This window comes from Rhodoligotrophos appendicifer (assembly GCF_007474605.1).
GTDB classification, from domain to species: domain Bacteria; phylum Pseudomonadota; class Alphaproteobacteria; order Rhizobiales; family Im1; genus Rhodoligotrophos; species Rhodoligotrophos appendicifer.
On sequence record NZ_VHKL01000004.1, the window covers coordinates 52,339 to 70,228 of the forward strand.

Consider the following 17,890-nt stretch of genomic DNA (forward strand, 5'->3'; position numbering starts at 1 on the left):
GGTCGTCAGGGCTTGCGGACCACCAAACGATGGATCTTCTTACCCGAGGAGGCACTGACGACCTCCTCGTTCAGCAGGAGGGTATCGGTCGAAAAGAGCGAAAGAACGTCATCGCTTTCGAAGGCGCTATAAAGCCGGCCATGGGCGTCACGCTGATCCTCACCCTGCGTTACCCGCCAGGTCAGATAAAGGATGCCGCCGGGCTTCAGGATGTCCAGCAGCCGCCTAACAGCCGATCCGATTGCCTCTGCATCCAGGTGCATAATCACGGTTTCGCAGAGAACATTTTCGAAGCTGGCAGCGTCGATACCTGCAAGACCCGGCAGCAGCGCCCTCTTGAACTCATAATCGGGGTAGCGTCTGCGAGCTTCCGACAACAAACCTTCTGAACCATCGAAGCCCACCGCCGCAAAGCCATTGCCATTCAGCCATGCTACCTCGCGGCCGCTTCCACAGCCGATATCAGCAGTTGTGCCGGGAATAAAATATTCGCGAACCACCGCATGAAGATCGCTCGGTGCCGGCTGCTCGTGCCAGTCCTGAGCAAAGGCTTCGGCACCCTTGTCATATGCTGAGAGCGTATTTTGATCCATCCAGTGCCTCTCGGGTCTTTCCGCCGGGTGTGGCCGGCCATCGGCCTATCCCTTACCGTCGCGGCAATCATAAAGCCATTGCTAAGCGGCCATAGCTTTCAGGTGGCACGGTTCACATTAGCCGGCCGGCAGCCTTCTCGCCATCGAGCCACTCCAGCACAAGACCCGCCACCTGATCACTGTTGTTGTCCATCATCAGCATGTGGGAGTTGCCCTTGATGCCGCGTTGAGGCAGTTCCATGAGCCACGAGGTGCCGCCCGCTTCATTCCAGCTGCGGTGGGCGCGCTTTGCTTGCTCATCAAGGGTATGCCATTCCGCTGCCTCGTCGATGAAGTCGCCCATGATCGTCAGGCAGGATCGCCCGGCGACCTGCGCAGGGTCAAAGGAGCCCGGCACTCCGTGAGGCTCCAGCAAGACCACCGCGTGCACCTGTCGGTGAGAGAGAGTGGCATGCAGTGCCAAGCCACCGCCCTGGCTATGGCCGAGGATGAAGCAGGATCCGATCCGATCGATGGCGGCTTCCAAACCGGCCAACATCAAGGGACCGTTTGCCGCCCAACGCGGCACGGTGCGCTTCGACAGCTCTGTCATCCTGTCGACGGGAAATCTCTGACCGACGAAAGGACGGAGGGCGGCAAAATCCGCGGGCCGGCCAAACCTATAGAGAAGCCAGGCCTCTTCATCGCTGCGGATGATTGGTTGACCCGCCCAGACACCCGGATGCGTACAAAAGCCAGAACGGCCCCGCTCGGTGTTGTCGATGACATAAGTTGCAACGCCTGCCGCAAGGAAGAAGTCAACCAGCCTGGACGGCCATCGGGCGTCGTCTCCCAGCAGGCCCCGGTAAGTCCCCCACCATGCACCAGAAGCAAAGGTGTCTCGAATCGACGTTCCGCGGGTATGAAATACTGGACATAGGCCTGCTCAGCCCAGAATTGACCGTTCGGGTCATACTCAACATCCTTGAAGCCGCTCGAATAGGAGATGCGTTGCTTCTGCCTACCGCTGACCACCAAGGGCCTTCCGCCGACGTAAAAACTCCCAAAATCCACAAGATTGACCATTGCTGTCCTCCCGTGGTCGTCATTTTCCCCGGATCGCCGTCCCCTGTCGACTGCCAGGAAATGCGCCTAAGAAATCCCGCCGCCGGGAACAGAGTGCACCGGTCGAGGGTTCGTAAATCGGTAGGGGAATTCTCCTCGAACCAGATTTCGACTTGCGTCACGTGCACGCTTCTTACGAGGGATCCACCGGAACATGAATACTGCCAATCTGCAATTGGAGGGATTGTATCTCGCCATCGCCGCAGTCAACCGTGCTCTTGTCGAGAAAGGGCTGCTCACTCGCGGCGAAGTCGAGATCGCGCTTCGCTCCGCGGAAGAGGCCGCGCTGGGCGACGATCGTACCGAGGAGCTTAGTCCGGCGAACCGAGATGCGATCGTTTTTCCACTTCGGCTGCTGCAACTGGCGAATGCGCGAAGTGGCGACAAGTGGCTGTCGAATTTCTCGGAAATGGCCAAAAGCGTGGGCGAGACAAAGAAGCCCCACAACGATCAGGTCTGAAGACAGACCTAACTGGGAACTTAGGCTGCCAGAAGCTGTTCACCTGCCGAAACCACGAAACACGCATCGAAGGGAACGACCAATGGCCAAAAAGGACGCTGCAGTGAAGGCCGACCGCGATGGCAAGGCAGATGCCATCCATACCCCCGTAAAACCATCGGCGCAACTTGCTGAAATCGTCGGCAAGGAGCCTCTGGCACGCGGCGAGGTCGTCAGTCGCATGTGGGACTATATCAAGAAGAACAAGCTCCAGAATCCAAAGGACGGCCGCGAGATCCTCGCAGATGACAAGCTAGAGAGCCTTTTTGGCGCGAAGAAGGTCTCCATGTTCGAGATGAATAAGATCTTATCCAAGCATCTGAGCGCCGAAAAATAAGCGGCGAGCCACGTGGTGCTGGACAAGAACCGCCTCCGCTTCGGCAGCATTGGTGACAGGAGCCTGCATCTGTGCGTCGACATGCAGCGATTATTTGCCGAGAACACCCCCTGGCGTACGCCATGGATGAACAGGGTGGTGCCGAACGTGCTGCGTTTGGTGCAGACCGCTCCCGAGGCCACCATGTTCACGCGCTTCATCCCCGCGGAAAAGGTTGGGGTGGGCCAGGGCACTTGGAAGCGCTATTATGAGCGGTGGTCATCGATGACGATCGAGCGCCTCGGCCGCGACATGGTCGAACTCATTCCCGCGCTGCACCGCTTCGTTCCGCCGGCTGAGCTTCTCGACAAAAGGGTCTATTCACCTTGGGTCGAAACGGATCTCCAAGAGCGACTCCTGCGTCGAAAGATCGATACCATCATTGTGAGTGGAGGAGAAACGGACGTGTGCGTGCTCAGTACAGTGCTGGGTGCCATCGACCGCGGCTACCGGGTCATCATCGCGACAGATGCGCTCTGCAGTTCATCGGATGAAACTCACGACGCCCAGTTAGGTATTTATCATCGACGCTATGGACAGCAGGTCGAGACGGTAAAAACACAACTCATTATCAATCATTGGCGCAGTCAAGACTGATTGACGGTGCTCGGGCCCCTCCCCCCGCCCAGCCGAGGTCGAGGAAAGGGATCCGAACTCAGGGGCTAAGCGCGCCGCGAGACGAAGTAGACATTGATGGGATCGTGAGGCAGTCGATGTTGTTCGATCTTCACGAAGCCTGCCTCGCCCAGCATCTGTTCCGCCAGCTCCACACCCCACATGGCACCGAGCCCCGCCCCGCCCTGGCCCAGGGAAACCGCCATGCAATGCATGCAGGAGATGGTGTAGAGGAATGTTCCCATGGCGTGATCCACGTTGCGGCTCAAGACACTGGAGCCGCCGATGTCCTGCATCAGATAGACGCCGCCCGGCTTCAAGGCTCGAGCAAGTCCGCGCAGCATGCCTGAGGGATCCTTCTGGTCATGAACCGCATCGAAGGTGGTGATGAAGTCGAAGCGACCGGGCTCATCATAGGCGGTCAGATCACGCTGTTCGAAATGGATATTCTTCAGGCCCAGACGGTCACTCTCCCTGAGGGCACCGTCCAAGGCATCGGCACAAAGATCGTATCCCGTGAAGCGCGACTGCGGAAAGCGCTGCGCCATCGCTTGCAACGCCCGGCCCGAGCCACAGCCCGCGTCGAGGACATCGATGCCGCGCGCAAGCTGCATCTCCAATCCCGGAACTAGCGGAAGGATACTATCGAACAGCGGCGCAACCGCCGTCTGCGAGCTCTCCTCGGCCATGACGTGATGGAAGCCGCAATAATCATGGTACTGCGTGCCGCCGCCATGCTCAAAGCGTTCAACGATCTTGTCTTCAGCGCGGGCCAGAAGCGGAATCCATTGTGCCGTGACAGCAAGGTTGTTTGGACTGGCGGTGCGCGTCAGCCAAGCCGAGTGCTCCTTTGGGAGCTGGTAGGTTCCGTTCTCGGGGTCGTGGAGGACCACGCCACCCGTGGTCATGGCCCCCAGCCATTCGCGCACATAGCGCTCGTCCAACTTGGCAACCGATGCCAGCCTTGAACTGCTCACCCATTCCAGCTCGGCGAAAATATCAAACAGTCCCGTGCGATGGCCGATGGAGACCATAAGGGTCAGCGCCGCGTCATTAAACACGCCAAGCATCCGCTCAGCAAATTTCTCCGACTTTTGAGTATCGAACGATTGCATTTCTGCACCCTGTTCGATCGCTTCTGCATGCATCGACATTTTTCTACCTGACTGATAGTTCTTTTATTGATCCTGCTTCGATATCATCGAAGACATAAACCTATTTATCTCAGAAATTCTGTCCAGAACATGAACAGGCCGTTTGGTAAATTGTCAGAAAACCGATGCCCAGCGACATCCCGAAAGTTCGTACCGCGTCCGTACGACACCTCAAGACATGGGATTGGGGCTCGGGTGGTTTCCTCCCTATATAAGACCATATGCATGTGAGTTTGGCGGGCGCTACGACCCGCAGCGCCATGCGATGTCAGGATGAAAGCATGAATATCGATCATTTTTTGCGATCAATCGTGGCAGTGCGATCATCCATTCCGGATGATGCCTTCACGGCCGAGACCCTGGGGACCCTGAGAGAGGGCAGCGGCGTTGTCATTCGCGACGACGGGCTTGTCCTCACGATCGGCTATCTGGTCACCGAGGCTGACGAGATCTGGCTGACCAGCAAGGATGGCAAAGCTGTTCTCGGCCATGTGCTGGCTTACGATCAGGAGACCGGGTTCGGCCTGGTCCAGCCGCTCGGAACACTTGGGCTGCCTGCCCTGGAATTCGGAGACGCGGCCACCACCGAGATCGGCGATCCCGTGGTGCTCGCCGACGGAACCGGTCGTGCGGTCCAGGCGCATATCGTGGCCAAACAGGAGTTTGCCGGCTACTGGGAATACCTGCTTGACGAGGCTATCTTCATTGCACCGGCCCATCCGTCATGGGGAGGAGCCGCACTGGTCGACGCCAATGGCAGGCTGCTCGGTATCGGCTCGCTGCTTTTGCAGATGAGCCGGCGGCGAGAGACCGCCGATGTCAACATGGTCGTTCCTATCAACCTGTTGCTGCCAATTCTGGATGATCTGCTGACACAGGGCCAGATCAACAAGCCGCCGCGGCCATGGCTCGGAGCTTACACGGCTGAAAACAACGGTGAGGTCATCGTCATGAGCGTTGCCGACGGAGGCCCTGCCGAACAGGCAGGCCTGCGGCAGGGAGATGTGATCTCCGACGTTCGCGACGGCAAAGTTGACGGCCTAGCCGATTTTTATCGAAAGGTCTGGGACAGCGGACCAGCGGGAGCGGAAGTGCCGATGAGAATCCTGCGAGACGGTCGCGAGACCTGGCTGCGGATCAAGTCCGCAGATCGCAGCAGCTTCTTGAGAAAGCCGATGCTTCAGTGACATCGAGACCAACCCGCCTTCACCATCCGTGAAGCCACAAGGCCGACTCGGGGACCATCTCACGATCCGCATCAGAGAGATGCCGGTAAGCTCCTCCATAAAAAAGGAGTGGCCGTGCAGCACTGTCTGCGCGCGCCATGGCCAGCAGCTCCCCCAGAATGATGACGTGATCGCCCCCATCGCAGCGACTATAGACCTTGCATTCCAGCCACAGCAGAGACCCGCTAATGAGATCGGCGCGAATAGCACGGGCGGGCTCGACGCCGACGCCGGTCCACTTGTCGCCGAGGCTTCTTGCGAAGCGCGTGGAGAGGTCAGACTGCGTTTCGGCCAAAACGCTGACAGCGAATTCGCTCACCCTGTTCCAGGCGGCAAAGGATTTAGCAGTACGGGCGAGGCTGAAGGAAATGAGAGGTGGATCCAGCGAAACCGACGTGAACGAGCTGACAGTTGCTCCAAGTCGCTCGGTGCCGTCCATCGCTGTCACGATGACGACCCCCGTCGCAAAAAGTCCAAAGGCATCGCGCAATTGGTGGCCATTTTCGACGGAAAGAGGTTCTGACGGCATGTGATGATTCCGAGAGATAGGATGGCCAAAAATTTCGGGGAAGAAAATCTACATGCAACCTCTGCAGAGCTGACACGCCGAATTTATACTTACGAAATTTAGCTATGTTTAGTACACTTTTCAGATCGAAGTCCGGCCTGTGTGTGGCGAAGCTCGCGACTGTAGGACTGTCGAATCGGAGCCGCTGCTCTCAACCCTAACTTCTCTTGGGATATCGCGCGTCATGCCGAATAGAAAAGATCTCCCCTCAGGCAACATCACTCATGCCGGGTCGGCCGATGCCCGGGAGCACACTTCCACTTTCGTCCCTCCGAAAACCGTATCTCATGACGACCTCCTGGTGAATGGCAGCGACGATACCTTCCGCCATGTCATCTATCTGATTGTAGAAGTTCTCGGTCGGCTGACCGCATGCCGTGAAGCCTTCGGAAGATCAGTGGGTCTCACAGGGTCCCAGTTTGCAGTCCTCATCGGTGTGGCCTATCGTCAGGGCAATGCCGGCATCTCCATCAAGGCGCTGGCGCAATATGTCCATCTCGCCCCCACACACGTGACCACTGAAGTCGGCCGGTTGATCCGCCTGGGTTTGCTAGCCAAACGTGCAGCAAACAAGGACCGGCGCAGTGTCCTTGTCAGCCTCACCGGGGACGGCGAGGCCATGGTGTTGCATGTCACCTCCCTGGTCCGGCGGATCAATGACGTCCTGTTCGCGGGACTGAACGCTGCCGATCTGGTGGCAGCGCAGTCCATTTTCGGCCGCTTATCGAGGAACGGCGAGCTTGCCATCGCTGAGATCAAGGTTGCGGAACGCGAGATGCGAGAGGGCGTGAAACCCTGAATTCAGACGGACCAAGCCCCCGGTCTCAATCCATGTCGAGGGCAGCATCGACGAGACTGGTCGCACGGTCCATGTCATAGCTGCGAAGCATGTTCTGCTTTATGATGAACGACGCGCCACCATAGAATTTCTCATATTGATGATGCCGGTTGCCGAACTCGGACCCTACGAAGTCCCAGGCAAGGCGCATCAATTTGATCCGATCGCGCGCGGTGCTGTTGCCGGAGGCCATATAGCGCTCCATGTCCGGTGCCGTCAGCGGACTTTCCAGGTCCTTCACGGAAGATGGCAGGGTCACCATGGCCGACCCGGTCAGCTCGCGAATGATCTCGATCATGCGCGGATTGATCTCCGATTGCAGCGCCATCACCGCGTAAAGCGTCTTTTTGCATGGCCACAGCACGCCCTTGTCATCGACGGTGGCCAAGACCTCTTGGGCTTCCAACATGCTCTCGACGATGGAAACCAAAGCTGCCAATTCGCCCATCTGCACCATAACCGGCGGCAAAGCCGAACTGCCGATCGTGTCATTCATGCGTGAGGCAAGGCCGATCATGAAGCGGAGCTTCGTTGCATAACGCGCCTGCGCCTGCAGGTTGCCGTAGAGATGGGACGGTGTTTTCCACCACTGATCACGACAGACCGCCAGATTGCGGTAAATGAAGACATGCTCCCAGGGCACGAAAACATTATCCAGGACGACGAAGCAATCCGACTCATCGAAACGACTGCTCAAGGGATAGTCGAAGGAATCCGGAGCCTGCAGGGCAAAGGGCCGACGTGGATAAAGCTTCAGCCCCGGTGCATTCATCGGAATGGCAACGCCGATCGCGTAGTTCTCATCGCCCGGCTGCAGGGGGTGAATGCAGCTCAAATAAAGGTAATCGGAATAGATTCCCGCGGAGGCCAATTGCTGAGCGCCACCCAGGATGATGCCACCATCCTTTTCCTTCAGCACGCCGGCATACAGCGTCGGATCGCTCTGCTTGTGAGCAGGCTTAGACCGATCGATTTGTGGCGGCACAATAGCGTAGGTTGCCCATAGGTGGTTCTCGCGCAGGGTCTCATAGAAATCGACGACCCGTTCGCCATATTCCTGGCCACCGGCTGCGAAGACTTCCGGCACCGCCGCATAGCCGCAGAAAAAGCCGGCGACGTGATCGGGCGTCCTGCCCATCATTCCAAAGGACGCCTCTGACCAAGTCTCGGACGCGAGTCGCTTTGCCTTCAGATCAGCATGGGTCTTGGGGATCTGATAGGCGCGAAGGACGCGCTTGCCCGAACTCGGCGATTCGTAGGTCATCCGCTCAGACATGGTCGGATCGGCGGCGATATCATAAAGCTGGGCAGCCGATCGAGCGGCGGCTGCAAAGGCCGGATGCTTGGTGACGTCGGCAACCTTCTCACCGTCCACAAAGACGACGCGACCGTCCTGCAACGAGCGAAGATAGTCATCGCCCGTCCGCATCGAGGTGGACTGCGCCTGGCTCGGCACCGAAGTCACTTGGCTGGCGGTTCTCATCAGTCGGATCCTCCAATGGACAAGGCAGCGAACCACCTCAATAGCTACATTCTGTACATTTATTTGCGAATGTCAACTGTGAGGTGAGCCTTGAACGCGGTGAGGTTGCCATCGGCCAAAAGTGCCGACGCAGATGCGTCACCCGGCTCGATGCCGAGTTGATCCTTCGGGAACTTGGCGAGGATCAACGGATCGATGAACGTCCAACGCAATGTGTGCCGCCTTGGACAAAATGGTAACGGCCAAGACCAGTAACGAAGTTCGTCTCAACCGCGGTCACGCGAGGTGTTAAGCTGTGGCTGTTTGGTCGGTTCCTCTCCAGTAAGGGCGCGCCAACGCTCCAGGTCTTCCGGCCGGTCCAGATCCCAGAGCGTGGTCGGCTCGCTCCAGCCGAGGCCATGGCTCGCCAACCGACAACGCGTTGTTTCCATCACTTCGGCCGTCCCCCAGGGGATGTCCTTGAACAACCCCGCTTCAGGACGGTTCAGACCAACAAGCACATAGCCGCCATCCTCCGCGGGAAGAAAGACTGCGTCATTGCACGCAAGTTCGTTGGCACAGTCCTGCAAATGTTCGGGAGTTAAGGTTGGGCAGTCGGTGCCCACGAGAAGTGTTGCACTCGCTGGAGGGCCTGCCACGAAGGCAGCATGCATCCGATCGCCCAAATCACCCTCGGCCTGGGCGCGTAGCATGATCTCGTGGCACCGGCGGAGGCTGACAAAAACAGGATGCCCGCAATCTGGCGCGCACCACAGGATAACCGGGCCGATGGCTGCCTTTAGGGCAGTTGCAACCGTCCGCTGAATTAAGCGTTCGTGAAGTTCAGCCGCACCGTTCGCGCCGAGAGCGGAGATTAGGCGCGTCTTCGCGTATCCAGCGATGGGTGCTTTGGCAAGGATGGCGACCGAGATAGGTTCAGGAGGCATCGATATTGACCCCGTACCAGCGCGCGAGAGTGCGGGGGTTCACGTGCGCCCAATAGGCTAGACGAAGCCACCACATCAACGCGATGGTCAGCACGATGCCGTTCTTCTCCCAGCGCCGGCTCGACGTCGTCACCTTCTCCCCAAGACAAACCGGTCGCGCCAAAGATTTCAGCCGCCGCGACACAGCGATATCTTCCATGATTGGAATGTCGGGAAAACCACCAATGTCCTCCAGTGCTGGCCGCCTGACGAAGATCGCCTGGTCGCCGGTCGCGATCCCGGTCAGGCGGGAGCGGAGGTTCATCATCTCAGCGACGATGCGGAGGAGGGAATGTCCGTCGCCGATCCGCACGTCAAAGCGACCCCAGATTACCGTCTCGTTCTCCAACACCGATTGCAGCGCCAGCATAGCCTCTTCAGATAACTCCGTGTCGGCGTGAAGAAACAAAAGTAAGTGTCCCTTCGAGGCGGTTGTCCCGGCATTCATCTGGCGGGCACGACCCCGTCTCGCTCCCATGACGAGGTCTGCCAGGGGCACAGCCACTTCCTGGGTACAATCCGAACTGCCGCCGTCGACGACCACGATTTCGGCGCCGCGTTCGCGCAACGGGACAAGACTACGGAGAGTGCGGCCGATCCTTTTTCCCTCGTTGAGGGTCGGTATGATGATCGAGAGCCCCTGGAATTTTGTCGAATTCATGCAGGCTTCGGCAGTGGCTTGTCGATGGAGACGACGGGGCCCCCGGTGGCCGTAGCATCGGCCGGATCATGGGTCACGAGCAGAGCCGGCAGGCCCCGCTCGAGAATGTGAGAAAAGACGAAGTCTCGGAACTCCTCGCGCAGCTCGACATCGAGCTTTCCGAACGGCTCGTCCAGAAGCAGGGCACGCGGCTCAGCGAGCAGGGTGCGCAGCAAGGCGACACGAGCCTTCTGTCCCCCGGACAGGGTGGCGGGATCGCGATCAGCGTATCCGGCCAGCCCGGCGCTTGCCAAAGCCTCTTCCACAACCGCGCGGCGTGCATCGCGTCGCCTCAGTCGCGTACGTGGGATGCCGAACAGCAGATTGCCGCCCACCGAGAGATGCGGGAAGAGGATCGCGTCCTGAAACAAAACCCCGAGGCGCCTTTCTTCCGGCGGTCTGTGGCTTAAGAGCTCCGTCCCGATCGAGATCTGACCCGAAGCATGAAACGCGCTGCGGTCGATAAAACCGCCGATATAGGCCAGCAGTGTCGACTTTCCGGAGCCGCTGGCTCCCATGAGCGTCGTAGCCATTCCTGGCTCTATAATGAGCGACAGGCCGTCGACGAGGGGCTCGGTGCGGCCGAGGACGGTGATCGTGACGTCGCGCAGGTGGAGAGCGAACGGTGCGGCCTGGATGCCCTTCATCGTGACAGATCCCCCCTTTTGCGGAACAGGAGCAGGGGTAGAAGGAGGGCGAGGCCGTAGACGGCCCAGGGCAGAGCGGATTGCAGCAGGGCTACCATGCCGATCACACGCCTGTCCCCGCCGCTGGCAAGGGTCACTGCTTCTGTAGTGAGGGTGGAAACGCGGCCGGCGCCGGCAAACAGCGTCGGCAGGTATTGTCCGACGCTCACTGCAAATCCCACTGCCACTCCGGCGAGGATCGGCCGCGCCAGGAGTGGCAGCTTGACTTCGAGGAAGATCCGCAAAGGCTTTGCCCCGAGCGCTGCCGCGCTGGCAGCAAAGCGTGGGTCGAGGGCACGGAACGGATCTGCAAGCGACAGGAAGACATAGGGCAAGACGAAGACCATGTGCGCCCAGACCACGGCGAAGAGGGTGCCATCGAGCCTGAGGCGGATCAACAGTACCTGAATGCCGAAGAGAAAGGCGATCTGCGGAACCAGCAGCGGCATGTACAAAAGCCACAGTGCGGTTTTACCCGGCCGTAGTCCTTGTCGCTGTTCGTTTTCGAGGCAGCCGAGGGCGAGCGCTAGGGATATCAGCGTGGACAGGGTGGCGATTAAGGCTGTCGTGACGACCGTCGAGAGGATCTGCCCCCCGCGATCGAGCCAAAGGGACATTTGCCAGGCCGTGGGCAAAATGTCTGGAAACCGCCAGGTTTTGGCGATCGACCACAGTGCCATACCGAGGATCGAAGCGAGGCCCATCCCGCCGACGAGGATCGCTGCTGCCCCTGCCAGCATCGTCACAGTTGCCTGCCCCTTCAGGGCGCCACCCCGTTCGATCAGACGACGCCCGACGCCTGCCAGCGGTGTTTCTGCGAGCCACCACAGGGCAATGCACGCGACGACGAGGAGGAGTTGCAGGATGGCCGCCGCCGAGGCCGGGTAATAGAGATCGAGATCATAATCGGAGAACCACAGGGTGGCCATCACCGCCAGTGGCGGTGGGTTTCCTGGGCCTAGGATCATTGCCACGTCGACGACCGACAGCGAAAAAGCCAGGACCGCAAAGATGGGCAACCGGATCTGGGGATAGATCTGTGGAAATACCGCCTTGAGCCAGGCAGCGGCCGGGCGCTGCCCAAGGGCGCGGGCGCTCGCCAGGATCTGACGGACGGGTATCTGCGACGAGGCGGCAAGAATCATCAAGACGAGATAGGGCGTCTCCTTCAACAGGAGCCCAGCGATCAATGCGATCCCGGAAGGATCCTGTACGGTCACCAACTCGGCTGGCGGCCGGGTGCTCCCGGTGAACAGGGACACGAAGCGGACCAGCCACCCGCTGGGCATGATCAGAAACGCAAAGCCCAAGGCCATGGCACTGTGGGGGCTTGCCAGGAGCGGTCCCAGCCATCGCCGAAGCCGTTGGACGAAGGCGGATTGCGCCGCCATCGCGCAGAATCCCACGGCGAGGACGAAGGAGATGACAGTGGCAGCGAGCCCGGTTGTCAGCGACAGGATCAAGGCAATCGCGAATCCTGGTGCCGAAAATAACGCGCGCCAGCTGTCGAGGGAGAGCTCCGTCCCTCCGATTGCCGCGAAGATCCCAAAGGCCGGCATCAGCGTGAATGCCAAGCCGAGGGCAATCGGAATGCCGAGCACAGTGAGCGTGAGAACCGGTGCGAAGCTGAGCCACATGCTCCGGACTACCGGACGTAGCGCATTTGCCATTCGGCGACGAGGCGGGTCATCCAGCTGGGATCAGGCTCCAGAAGGGCCGTTCCCAGCTCGGCGTTGGTCGGCAGGCCTACCGCATCAGCCGGCCGCTCAAACAGCTGGCGCTGCGCCGCATCGAGCTTGTCGAGATCCAGCACCGTGAAATTGCCCATGGTCATCGGGTCCTGAGCCCGCGCCTGAATCTCTGGCTCGAGAAGCAGATTGGCCACCACCATGGCGCCTTCCTTATGGGCGGCATTGAAGGGGATCGCCACGAAGCTGGTATTGCCGATCGTGCCACCGTCGAGGACATAGACACGTGCCGTGTCAGGCAGGGTGCCGTTCTGAATCGAAACGGCGGCCTCCGACGGATTGAAGGAGATCGCGATGTCGATTTCATTGTCGCTCAGCAGTTGTTTCTGTGCCGGTCCGGTATTCGGGAACTCGTTCCCGCCTTGCCAGAGCAATGGTTTGAGCTTGTCGTACCACGCCCAGAACGGGGCCGTGACCGTCGCAAAAGTCTCTTCGGTCGCCGGCGTTTGCAGAAGCTTGGGATCGTCTGCAAGTTCGTAGAGCGCCTGCTTGAGGAAGGTCGCTCCGAGAAAGTTCCTGACATCCGGATGGGTCAGTCGGCCGGGATGTTCCGTCGCCCATCCAAGCATTTCCTTCATGGATTTAGGGAGGCTCGGCAACGGGGTCCTCGCACTGTGAAAGACAAAGACCAGCTGCGCCATTCGCCAGGGTGATTCATAGCCATCGACGGGAATGGTGAAGTCGACGAGGTTGGAGGGCTTGTCAGCAATGTCCACAAAGCGCCAGTTCGGAAGATGCGAGGCGAACGGACCGAACAACAGGCCCTGCTTCTTCATGGTCAGGAAGTTAGGGCCATTGATCCAGATCAGATCCACAGATCCACCTTCCTCCCGACCAGCGGCCTTCTCCGCGACCACCCGTGTCACCGCCTCGGCGGTGTCCTTGAGTTTCACATGGCGCAGAGAGACGCCATAGCGGTTCTCGGCCTCTCTACCGACCCAGTCGATGAAATCATTCGTCTGCGTGTCGCCGGCCCAGGCATTGAAATAGACGGTCTGGCCCCGCGCCTTTGCCAAGACCTCCTGCCAATCGCCGGTCTCGGCCGCCGAGGCGGTCAACAGCGATGCCACTAGGAGGCCCAGCGCCATGCCAATCGACCGAAACCCGATCATGCCGGCACTCCGAGATAGGTTCGACTACGCCGATTTATTTTTGCCTTTTGTAGGATGGGCCCCAACACTTCTTCATGGAACGCATCGCAGCCGATGCAGAGATTGGCATAATCCTTCCCCTGGGGCGTCTTGGTGCGGCTCCGGTCCAGGAAGCGCTCCAGGGACCAGTCATAGGCAATCCCCATGCGCTCCGGGTGGCCCATAGAGATCGCCTCGAGCGCTGGCTCTCCGGCCAGGGATTCGAGAATGTCGATGAGCTTTTCGTCCAGCAGATTGCCGAGTGGCACCTTGGTCTTGACGCAGCAGGGATAGAGATCGCCCGTCGGTTCGATGGATACCTCGGAACCCGAATAGCCATGTTGCAGGAAGTTCAGTCCGCCGGACCAGCGGTTGCAGAAATTATCCGCCAGGGACGCGGTCGATAGGCCGTTGCTCCAGGCCCGTCCGCGCGGCCAAAGCTTGCCGATCCAGCTGTCGGGCGTTGCGCCGAAAAAACTGTAGAGAGGGCCATCCTCTTCGTGCCAATTGCGGGTCGATGCGGATAAGCCGGAGGCTTTGAGGCCGGCACGATCGAACATGGCCGTGAGCCTGTCCCTGAAGGCGCGTTGCCTGTCGGGGCCTTTCATGCCGACATGGAAATCATCGATCCCAGAGACGGAAATCATGTAGATCCCTCGCGAAAGCAAATCGTCGATGATCTCCTCGGTGATGAGGTCACCCGTGGTTTGGACCACGATCTTGACCCCGCTGGCGTGGCGGTAGCGCGAGATCAAAGCTTCGATCAGCGGGTAGGTCACGGCCAGGCGAATGGGATCGAGCAGCGATTCACCTCCCGAAAGGATGATTCTTCCGGTCTTTTCAGGAAGACTGCCATCGGGGCGGGGCGCCTCCAGATCGAGATATGTCATGCGCCCCGGCAGGTTATTGACGATCAGGGGAAAGTTTGTCCGGGCTTCCTCCACCACCTCGCCGAGCCGATCTCGGACATAAGGGCGAAACTTGTCTTCATAGCAATGTTTGCATTTCCGGTGGCAGGCCCAGGACATGACCCAGTAAAGCGATTCCATTGATATCTTCCATGTCGAATGATCTGCTCGTTTGCACTACGCAGGTTTATGAGCGTCCCTGAACACGAAGTGGTCCAGTGAAATCTCGGTGTCCTCTGCTTTGACTCAGCCCTCGCTGCCCAGGAGAACTGACCACGAACTAAAAGCATGACTTAGTCGGCTGGCATCGCAGGTCGTTACAGTCGCCATGACATAACGCCGTAGGAAAAGACCGATCCGGGGCGTCCGATGGTAATGTTCCAGCCCTGGAGATGACTTACCACCAGTGACCCATGCACGCGCCGCAGGCAGTTCATATGCAGACACGAGGGGCAGGCCAATGTGGGCAGACATAAAGAGGGCGGCGGAGGCAATCGGCAGCGGCACTGCTCGTGCCCGCTTCGATGCCTTGCCGGCCACAGTCGTCACCGCCATCCGGAAACAGGACGCCACGAGCGAAATCCTGATCCGTGCCATCCAACTGACGATCACATTGCTGTTTGCCCTCCTGTATGCGATCTCCCCTAAAACGGATGCCGGCACGGATTTTCAACTAACACCCTTCGCCCTGGGAATTTATATCGCCATCAATTTCTTCCTTTTGATTTATTTTCTAAAGAAATCTATCCCTGAATGGCTCGTATTCCTCTCAATAGTGATCGACATTAGCCTATTAATGATTTTGATATGGAGCTTTCACGTTCAATACGGCCAGCCTCCCTCATTCTACCTCAAGGTTCCGACCTTTTTATATATTTTTATCTTCATAGCGCTCCGGGCATTGCGGTTTCAGCCACGGTTTGTCTTGTTCGCCGGAATAATTAGTTCGGCCGGCTGGATCGTCATGGTGGCCTATGTGGCTCTGTACGATCCTTCGGGCATGGTTATCACCAGGGACTATGTCGAATATCTCACGAGCAATTCGGTGCTGATCGGGGCGGAGGTCGACAAAATCCTCTCCGTCATCATCGTAACGGGCGTGCTCTGGCTCGCGCTGCGACGGGCACGCAAACTGCTCATCGATTCAATCGCCGAGGGGGCCGCGGCACAGAACTTCTCGCGGTTCTTCGATGAGCCGGTCGCAACACGGATCAGATCGTCGCATGCATCCGATATCGGCAAGGGCCGACGTTGCGACGCCGCGGTGCTGTTCATCGATTTGCGGGGTTTCACCGATCTGGCCGCAAGCCGGGATCCGGAAACCGTGATCGTCTTGCTATCAGAATACCGGGCACAGATCGGCAGCATCATTCGCCGCCATGGCGGTGCCATCGACAAATTCCTTGGCGACGGGATCATGGCCTCCTTTGGGACAGTGAGTGACGGCACTCCCTATGCAGCGAACGCATTACGGGCCGTCGATGAACTCCTCCACCGCGTAGCGAGTTGGCGTGAGGCGCACGGCCCCCTGTCGCTCCTGTCGGAACGCCCGCTTGGGGGCGCGGTCGTGGCCGGTACGGTGGTGTTCGGCGTGGTGGGAGACGGCGATCATCTCGAATTCACCGTGATCGGCTCCAGTGTCAATCTCGCCGCCAAGCTCGAAAAGTACAATAAGGAGATCGGAACACTGGCGCTGACGACCCCGCAGACCCTTGCCGTGGCGACCAGCCAGGGCTACCGGCCGGATCGACCAATCGAGATCCGGCGTGCCGATTTTTTCGGCCTGAACGAATTGGCGGTGATTGGGTCATGAGGTCCTCGCGCCCCTTGATGGACCTTCCTGACCAGCCTGGTGGCTTTCTAAGAAAGCGAGAGGTTCGAGATGACGTCCGATAGGCAATGCGATGTGTGTGTGATCGGCGCAGGGTCGGGCGGGCTTTCCGTCGCGGCCGGCGCGGCGCAGCTCGGACTCAAGACAGTGCTCATCGAGCCCGGCCTGATGGGGGGTGACTGCCTCAATACTGGCTGCGTCCCGTCCAAGGCTCTCCTGGCATTAGCCAAACGCGCGCATTTGGACAGCGATCGACCGGCGTTCACGCGTCATCAGATCCGAGACTACATCCGGGAGACGATCGACCAAATCGCGCCCCACGATTCCCAGGAGCGCCTTGAGGGTCTCGGCGTTCACGTCGTCCGCCAGCATGCAACATTCGAAAGTGCCACGCGGCTGTTGGCCGGGGAGACCGCGATCACGGCGCGATATTTCGTCGTGGCGGCAGGCTCCCACGCCGCGGTGCCCCCGATACCGGGGCTGGATCCCCGTCGAATCCTGACCAATGAGACAATCTTCTCGATCGCCGAGACGCCCGACCATCTCGTGGTCATCGGAGGAGGGCCAATCGGCATTGAGATGGCCCAGGCGCATCGCAGATTGGGCAGCAAGGTGACCGTGCTGGAAATACATCGCATCCTGCCCAAGGACGAACCCGAGCTGGTCGAGATCGTTCGCCGCACTCTCGAGGCCCAGGGTGTCGAAATCCTCGAGAATGTGAAGGTGGAGGCGGTCGAGTATCTCGACACAGGCACGCGCGTCTGGATCGAGCATGCCGGGACCCGACGCAGCCTTGAGGGATCTCATCTGCTCATCTCAGTCGGGCGGAAAGTCAATGTGGATGGTCTCGGGCTAGACGCGGCCGGCATCGCTTTCGATGGCAAGGGGATCAAGACGGATGCGCGGCTTCGGACCAGCCAGAAACACATCTTCGCCATCGGCGATATCGCAGGTGGCCCTCAATTCACCCATGTGGCCGGCTATCACGCGGGCATCGTCATCCGCAACATTGCCTTCCGACTACCGGCGAAGGTCGATTATTCCGCTTTGCCCTGGGTGACCTACACCGATCCCGAGCTTGCCCATGTCGGCCTGACCTTGACGGAGGCCAGAGAGCGCTTCGGCAAGGATGTAAGAGGCCCGGTCCACTCCTTTAAAAGTGTGGACCGCGCGGTGGCGGAGCGCCGTGAAGAGGGCCTTCTGAAGCTTGTGGCGCGGAGCAATGGTCGAATCCTGGGATGCTCGATCGTCGCTCCCGGCGCCGGCGAAATGATCGGCGTCTGGGGCCTTGCCATCCAGCAAAAGCTGAAACTGAAGGACGTTGCCAGCTTGATCCTGCCCTATCCCACCTTCTCCGAGATCAGCAAACAGGCGGCCAGCGAATGGTACAAACCGACGCTGTTCGGCGACCGCACCCGGTGGCTGGTGAGGTTGTTGCAGAAGCTGCCACAGTTGTAGCAGAGATA

Annotated in this window: 20 protein-coding genes; 7 read left to right on the plus strand and 13 right to left on the minus strand. The window is 59.3% G+C overall.

Annotation, left to right across the window (positions count from 1 at the left end; genetic code table 11):
* Window positions 1-5 precede the first annotated feature (5 nt).
* From FKM97_RS09715 to FKM97_RS26530, 3 genes are all read right to left on the minus strand, one after another.
* Window positions 6-593, minus strand: a complete 588-nt coding sequence (locus FKM97_RS09715; RefSeq protein WP_144292228.1) for a class I SAM-dependent methyltransferase — start codon at window positions 591-593, stop codon at window positions 6-8.
* A gap of 112 nt (window positions 594-705) precedes the next feature.
* Window positions 706-1,185, minus strand: a complete 480-nt coding sequence (locus FKM97_RS26525) for an alpha/beta hydrolase family protein (protein WP_205014872.1) — start codon at window positions 1,183-1,185, stop codon at window positions 706-708.
* Window positions 1,182-1,658, minus strand: a complete 477-nt coding sequence (locus tag FKM97_RS26530; protein WP_205014873.1) for an alpha/beta hydrolase family protein — start codon at window positions 1,656-1,658, stop codon at window positions 1,182-1,184. The genes FKM97_RS26525 and FKM97_RS26530 overlap by 4 nt, the downstream gene beginning before the upstream one ends.
* 193 nt (window positions 1,659-1,851) lie before the next feature.
* Between FKM97_RS26530 and FKM97_RS09725 the strand changes: the two genes are divergently transcribed.
* The 3 genes from FKM97_RS09725 to FKM97_RS09735 all read left to right on the plus strand — a co-directional run bounded on the left by FKM97_RS09725 (window position 1,852) and on the right by FKM97_RS09735 (window position 3,169).
* On the plus strand, window positions 1,852-2,157 hold the full coding sequence (locus tag FKM97_RS09725; protein ID WP_144292229.1) for a hypothetical protein: 306 nt from the start codon (window positions 1,852-1,854) through the stop codon (window positions 2,155-2,157).
* Between the two features lie 103 nt (window positions 2,158-2,260).
* Window positions 2,261-2,533, plus strand: a complete 273-nt coding sequence (locus tag FKM97_RS09730) for an SWIB/MDM2 domain-containing protein (protein WP_428977900.1) — start codon at window positions 2,261-2,263, stop codon at window positions 2,531-2,533.
* Between the two features lie 12 nt (window positions 2,534-2,545).
* Complete coding sequence (locus tag FKM97_RS09735) at window positions 2,546-3,169, plus strand: cysteine hydrolase family protein (protein ID WP_144292231.1); 624 nt, start codon at window positions 2,546-2,548, stop codon at window positions 3,167-3,169.
* Between the two features lie 65 nt (window positions 3,170-3,234).
* Here FKM97_RS09735 and FKM97_RS09740 read toward each other — a convergent pair whose 3' ends face one another.
* Window positions 3,235-4,341: a class I SAM-dependent methyltransferase gene (locus FKM97_RS09740; RefSeq protein ID WP_246105014.1), complete on the minus strand. Its 1,107-nt coding sequence runs from the start codon at window positions 4,339-4,341 to the stop codon at window positions 3,235-3,237.
* 281 nt (window positions 4,342-4,622) lie between these two features.
* On the opposite strand from FKM97_RS09740, the gene FKM97_RS09745 reads away from it, so the two are divergent.
* On the plus strand, window positions 4,623-5,528 hold the full coding sequence (locus FKM97_RS09745; RefSeq protein WP_144292233.1) for a S1C family serine protease: 906 nt from the start codon (window positions 4,623-4,625) through the stop codon (window positions 5,526-5,528).
* Window positions 5,529-5,547: 19 nt separating this feature from the next.
* Here FKM97_RS09745 and FKM97_RS09750 read toward each other — a convergent pair whose 3' ends face one another.
* Entirely contained in the window at window positions 5,548-6,096 is a 549-nt protein-coding gene (locus tag FKM97_RS09750; RefSeq protein ID WP_144292234.1) for a flavin reductase family protein, read from the minus strand.
* Window positions 6,097-6,319: 223 nt separating this feature from the next.
* On the opposite strand from FKM97_RS09750, the gene FKM97_RS09755 reads away from it, so the two are divergent.
* Window positions 6,320-6,934 carry a MarR family winged helix-turn-helix transcriptional regulator gene (locus FKM97_RS09755; protein WP_144292235.1) on the plus strand — a complete coding sequence of 205 codons (615 nt, stop codon included), beginning with the start codon at window positions 6,320-6,322 and terminating at the stop codon, window positions 6,932-6,934.
* 25 nt (window positions 6,935-6,959) lie between these two features.
* Here FKM97_RS09755 and FKM97_RS09760 read toward each other — a convergent pair whose 3' ends face one another.
* The 8 genes from FKM97_RS09760 to FKM97_RS09790 are packed head-to-tail and all read right to left on the minus strand — an operon-like array spanning window position 6,960 to window position 14,734.
* The gene (locus FKM97_RS09760; RefSeq protein ID WP_144292236.1) at window positions 6,960-8,456 is read right to left on the minus strand and encodes a 4-hydroxyphenylacetate 3-hydroxylase family protein; all 1,497 of its coding nucleotides are present in this window, start codon (window positions 8,454-8,456) and stop codon (window positions 6,960-6,962) included.
* 59 nt (window positions 8,457-8,515) lie between these two features.
* Window positions 8,516-8,668, minus strand: a complete 153-nt coding sequence (locus FKM97_RS26250) for a hypothetical protein (RefSeq protein WP_170240841.1) — start codon at window positions 8,666-8,668, stop codon at window positions 8,516-8,518.
* 54 nt (window positions 8,669-8,722) lie between these two features.
* Window positions 8,723-9,382 carry a TIGR04282 family arsenosugar biosynthesis glycosyltransferase gene (locus FKM97_RS09765; RefSeq protein WP_144292237.1) on the minus strand — a complete coding sequence of 220 codons (660 nt, stop codon included), beginning with the start codon at window positions 9,380-9,382 and terminating at the stop codon, window positions 8,723-8,725.
* Window positions 9,372-10,082 (minus strand): TIGR04283 family arsenosugar biosynthesis glycosyltransferase, encoded by a 711-nt coding sequence (locus FKM97_RS09770; RefSeq protein ID WP_144292238.1) that lies wholly within the window; start codon window positions 10,080-10,082, stop codon window positions 9,372-9,374. The genes FKM97_RS09765 and FKM97_RS09770 overlap by 11 nt, the downstream gene beginning before the upstream one ends.
* Complete coding sequence (locus FKM97_RS09775) at window positions 10,079-10,768, minus strand: ATP-binding cassette domain-containing protein (RefSeq protein ID WP_144292239.1); 690 nt, start codon at window positions 10,766-10,768, stop codon at window positions 10,079-10,081. The genes FKM97_RS09770 and FKM97_RS09775 overlap by 4 nt, the downstream gene beginning before the upstream one ends.
* The gene (locus tag FKM97_RS09780; RefSeq protein WP_144292240.1) at window positions 10,765-12,444 is read right to left on the minus strand and encodes an ABC transporter permease; all 1,680 of its coding nucleotides are present in this window, start codon (window positions 12,442-12,444) and stop codon (window positions 10,765-10,767) included. The genes FKM97_RS09775 and FKM97_RS09780 overlap by 4 nt, the downstream gene beginning before the upstream one ends.
* A gap of 8 nt (window positions 12,445-12,452) precedes the next feature.
* The gene (locus FKM97_RS09785) at window positions 12,453-13,667 is read right to left on the minus strand and encodes an ABC transporter substrate-binding protein (RefSeq protein WP_205014874.1); all 1,215 of its coding nucleotides are present in this window, start codon (window positions 13,665-13,667) and stop codon (window positions 12,453-12,455) included.
* The gene (locus tag FKM97_RS09790; RefSeq protein ID WP_170240842.1) at window positions 13,664-14,734 is read right to left on the minus strand and encodes an SPASM domain-containing protein; all 1,071 of its coding nucleotides are present in this window, start codon (window positions 14,732-14,734) and stop codon (window positions 13,664-13,666) included. Before FKM97_RS09790 ends, FKM97_RS09785 begins: the two co-directional genes overlap by 4 nt.
* A 319-nt stretch (window positions 14,735-15,053) precedes the next feature.
* On the opposite strand from FKM97_RS09790, the gene FKM97_RS09795 reads away from it, so the two are divergent.
* Together FKM97_RS09795 and FKM97_RS09800 are read left to right on the plus strand one after the other, a co-directional pair.
* Window positions 15,054-16,406 carry an adenylate/guanylate cyclase domain-containing protein gene (locus FKM97_RS09795; protein WP_144292241.1) on the plus strand — a complete coding sequence of 451 codons (1,353 nt, stop codon included), beginning with the start codon at window positions 15,054-15,056 and terminating at the stop codon, window positions 16,404-16,406.
* A gap of 69 nt (window positions 16,407-16,475) precedes the next feature.
* Complete coding sequence (locus FKM97_RS09800; RefSeq protein ID WP_144292242.1) at window positions 16,476-17,882, plus strand: dihydrolipoyl dehydrogenase family protein; 1,407 nt, start codon at window positions 16,476-16,478, stop codon at window positions 17,880-17,882.
* Window positions 17,883-17,890 lie beyond the last annotated feature (8 nt).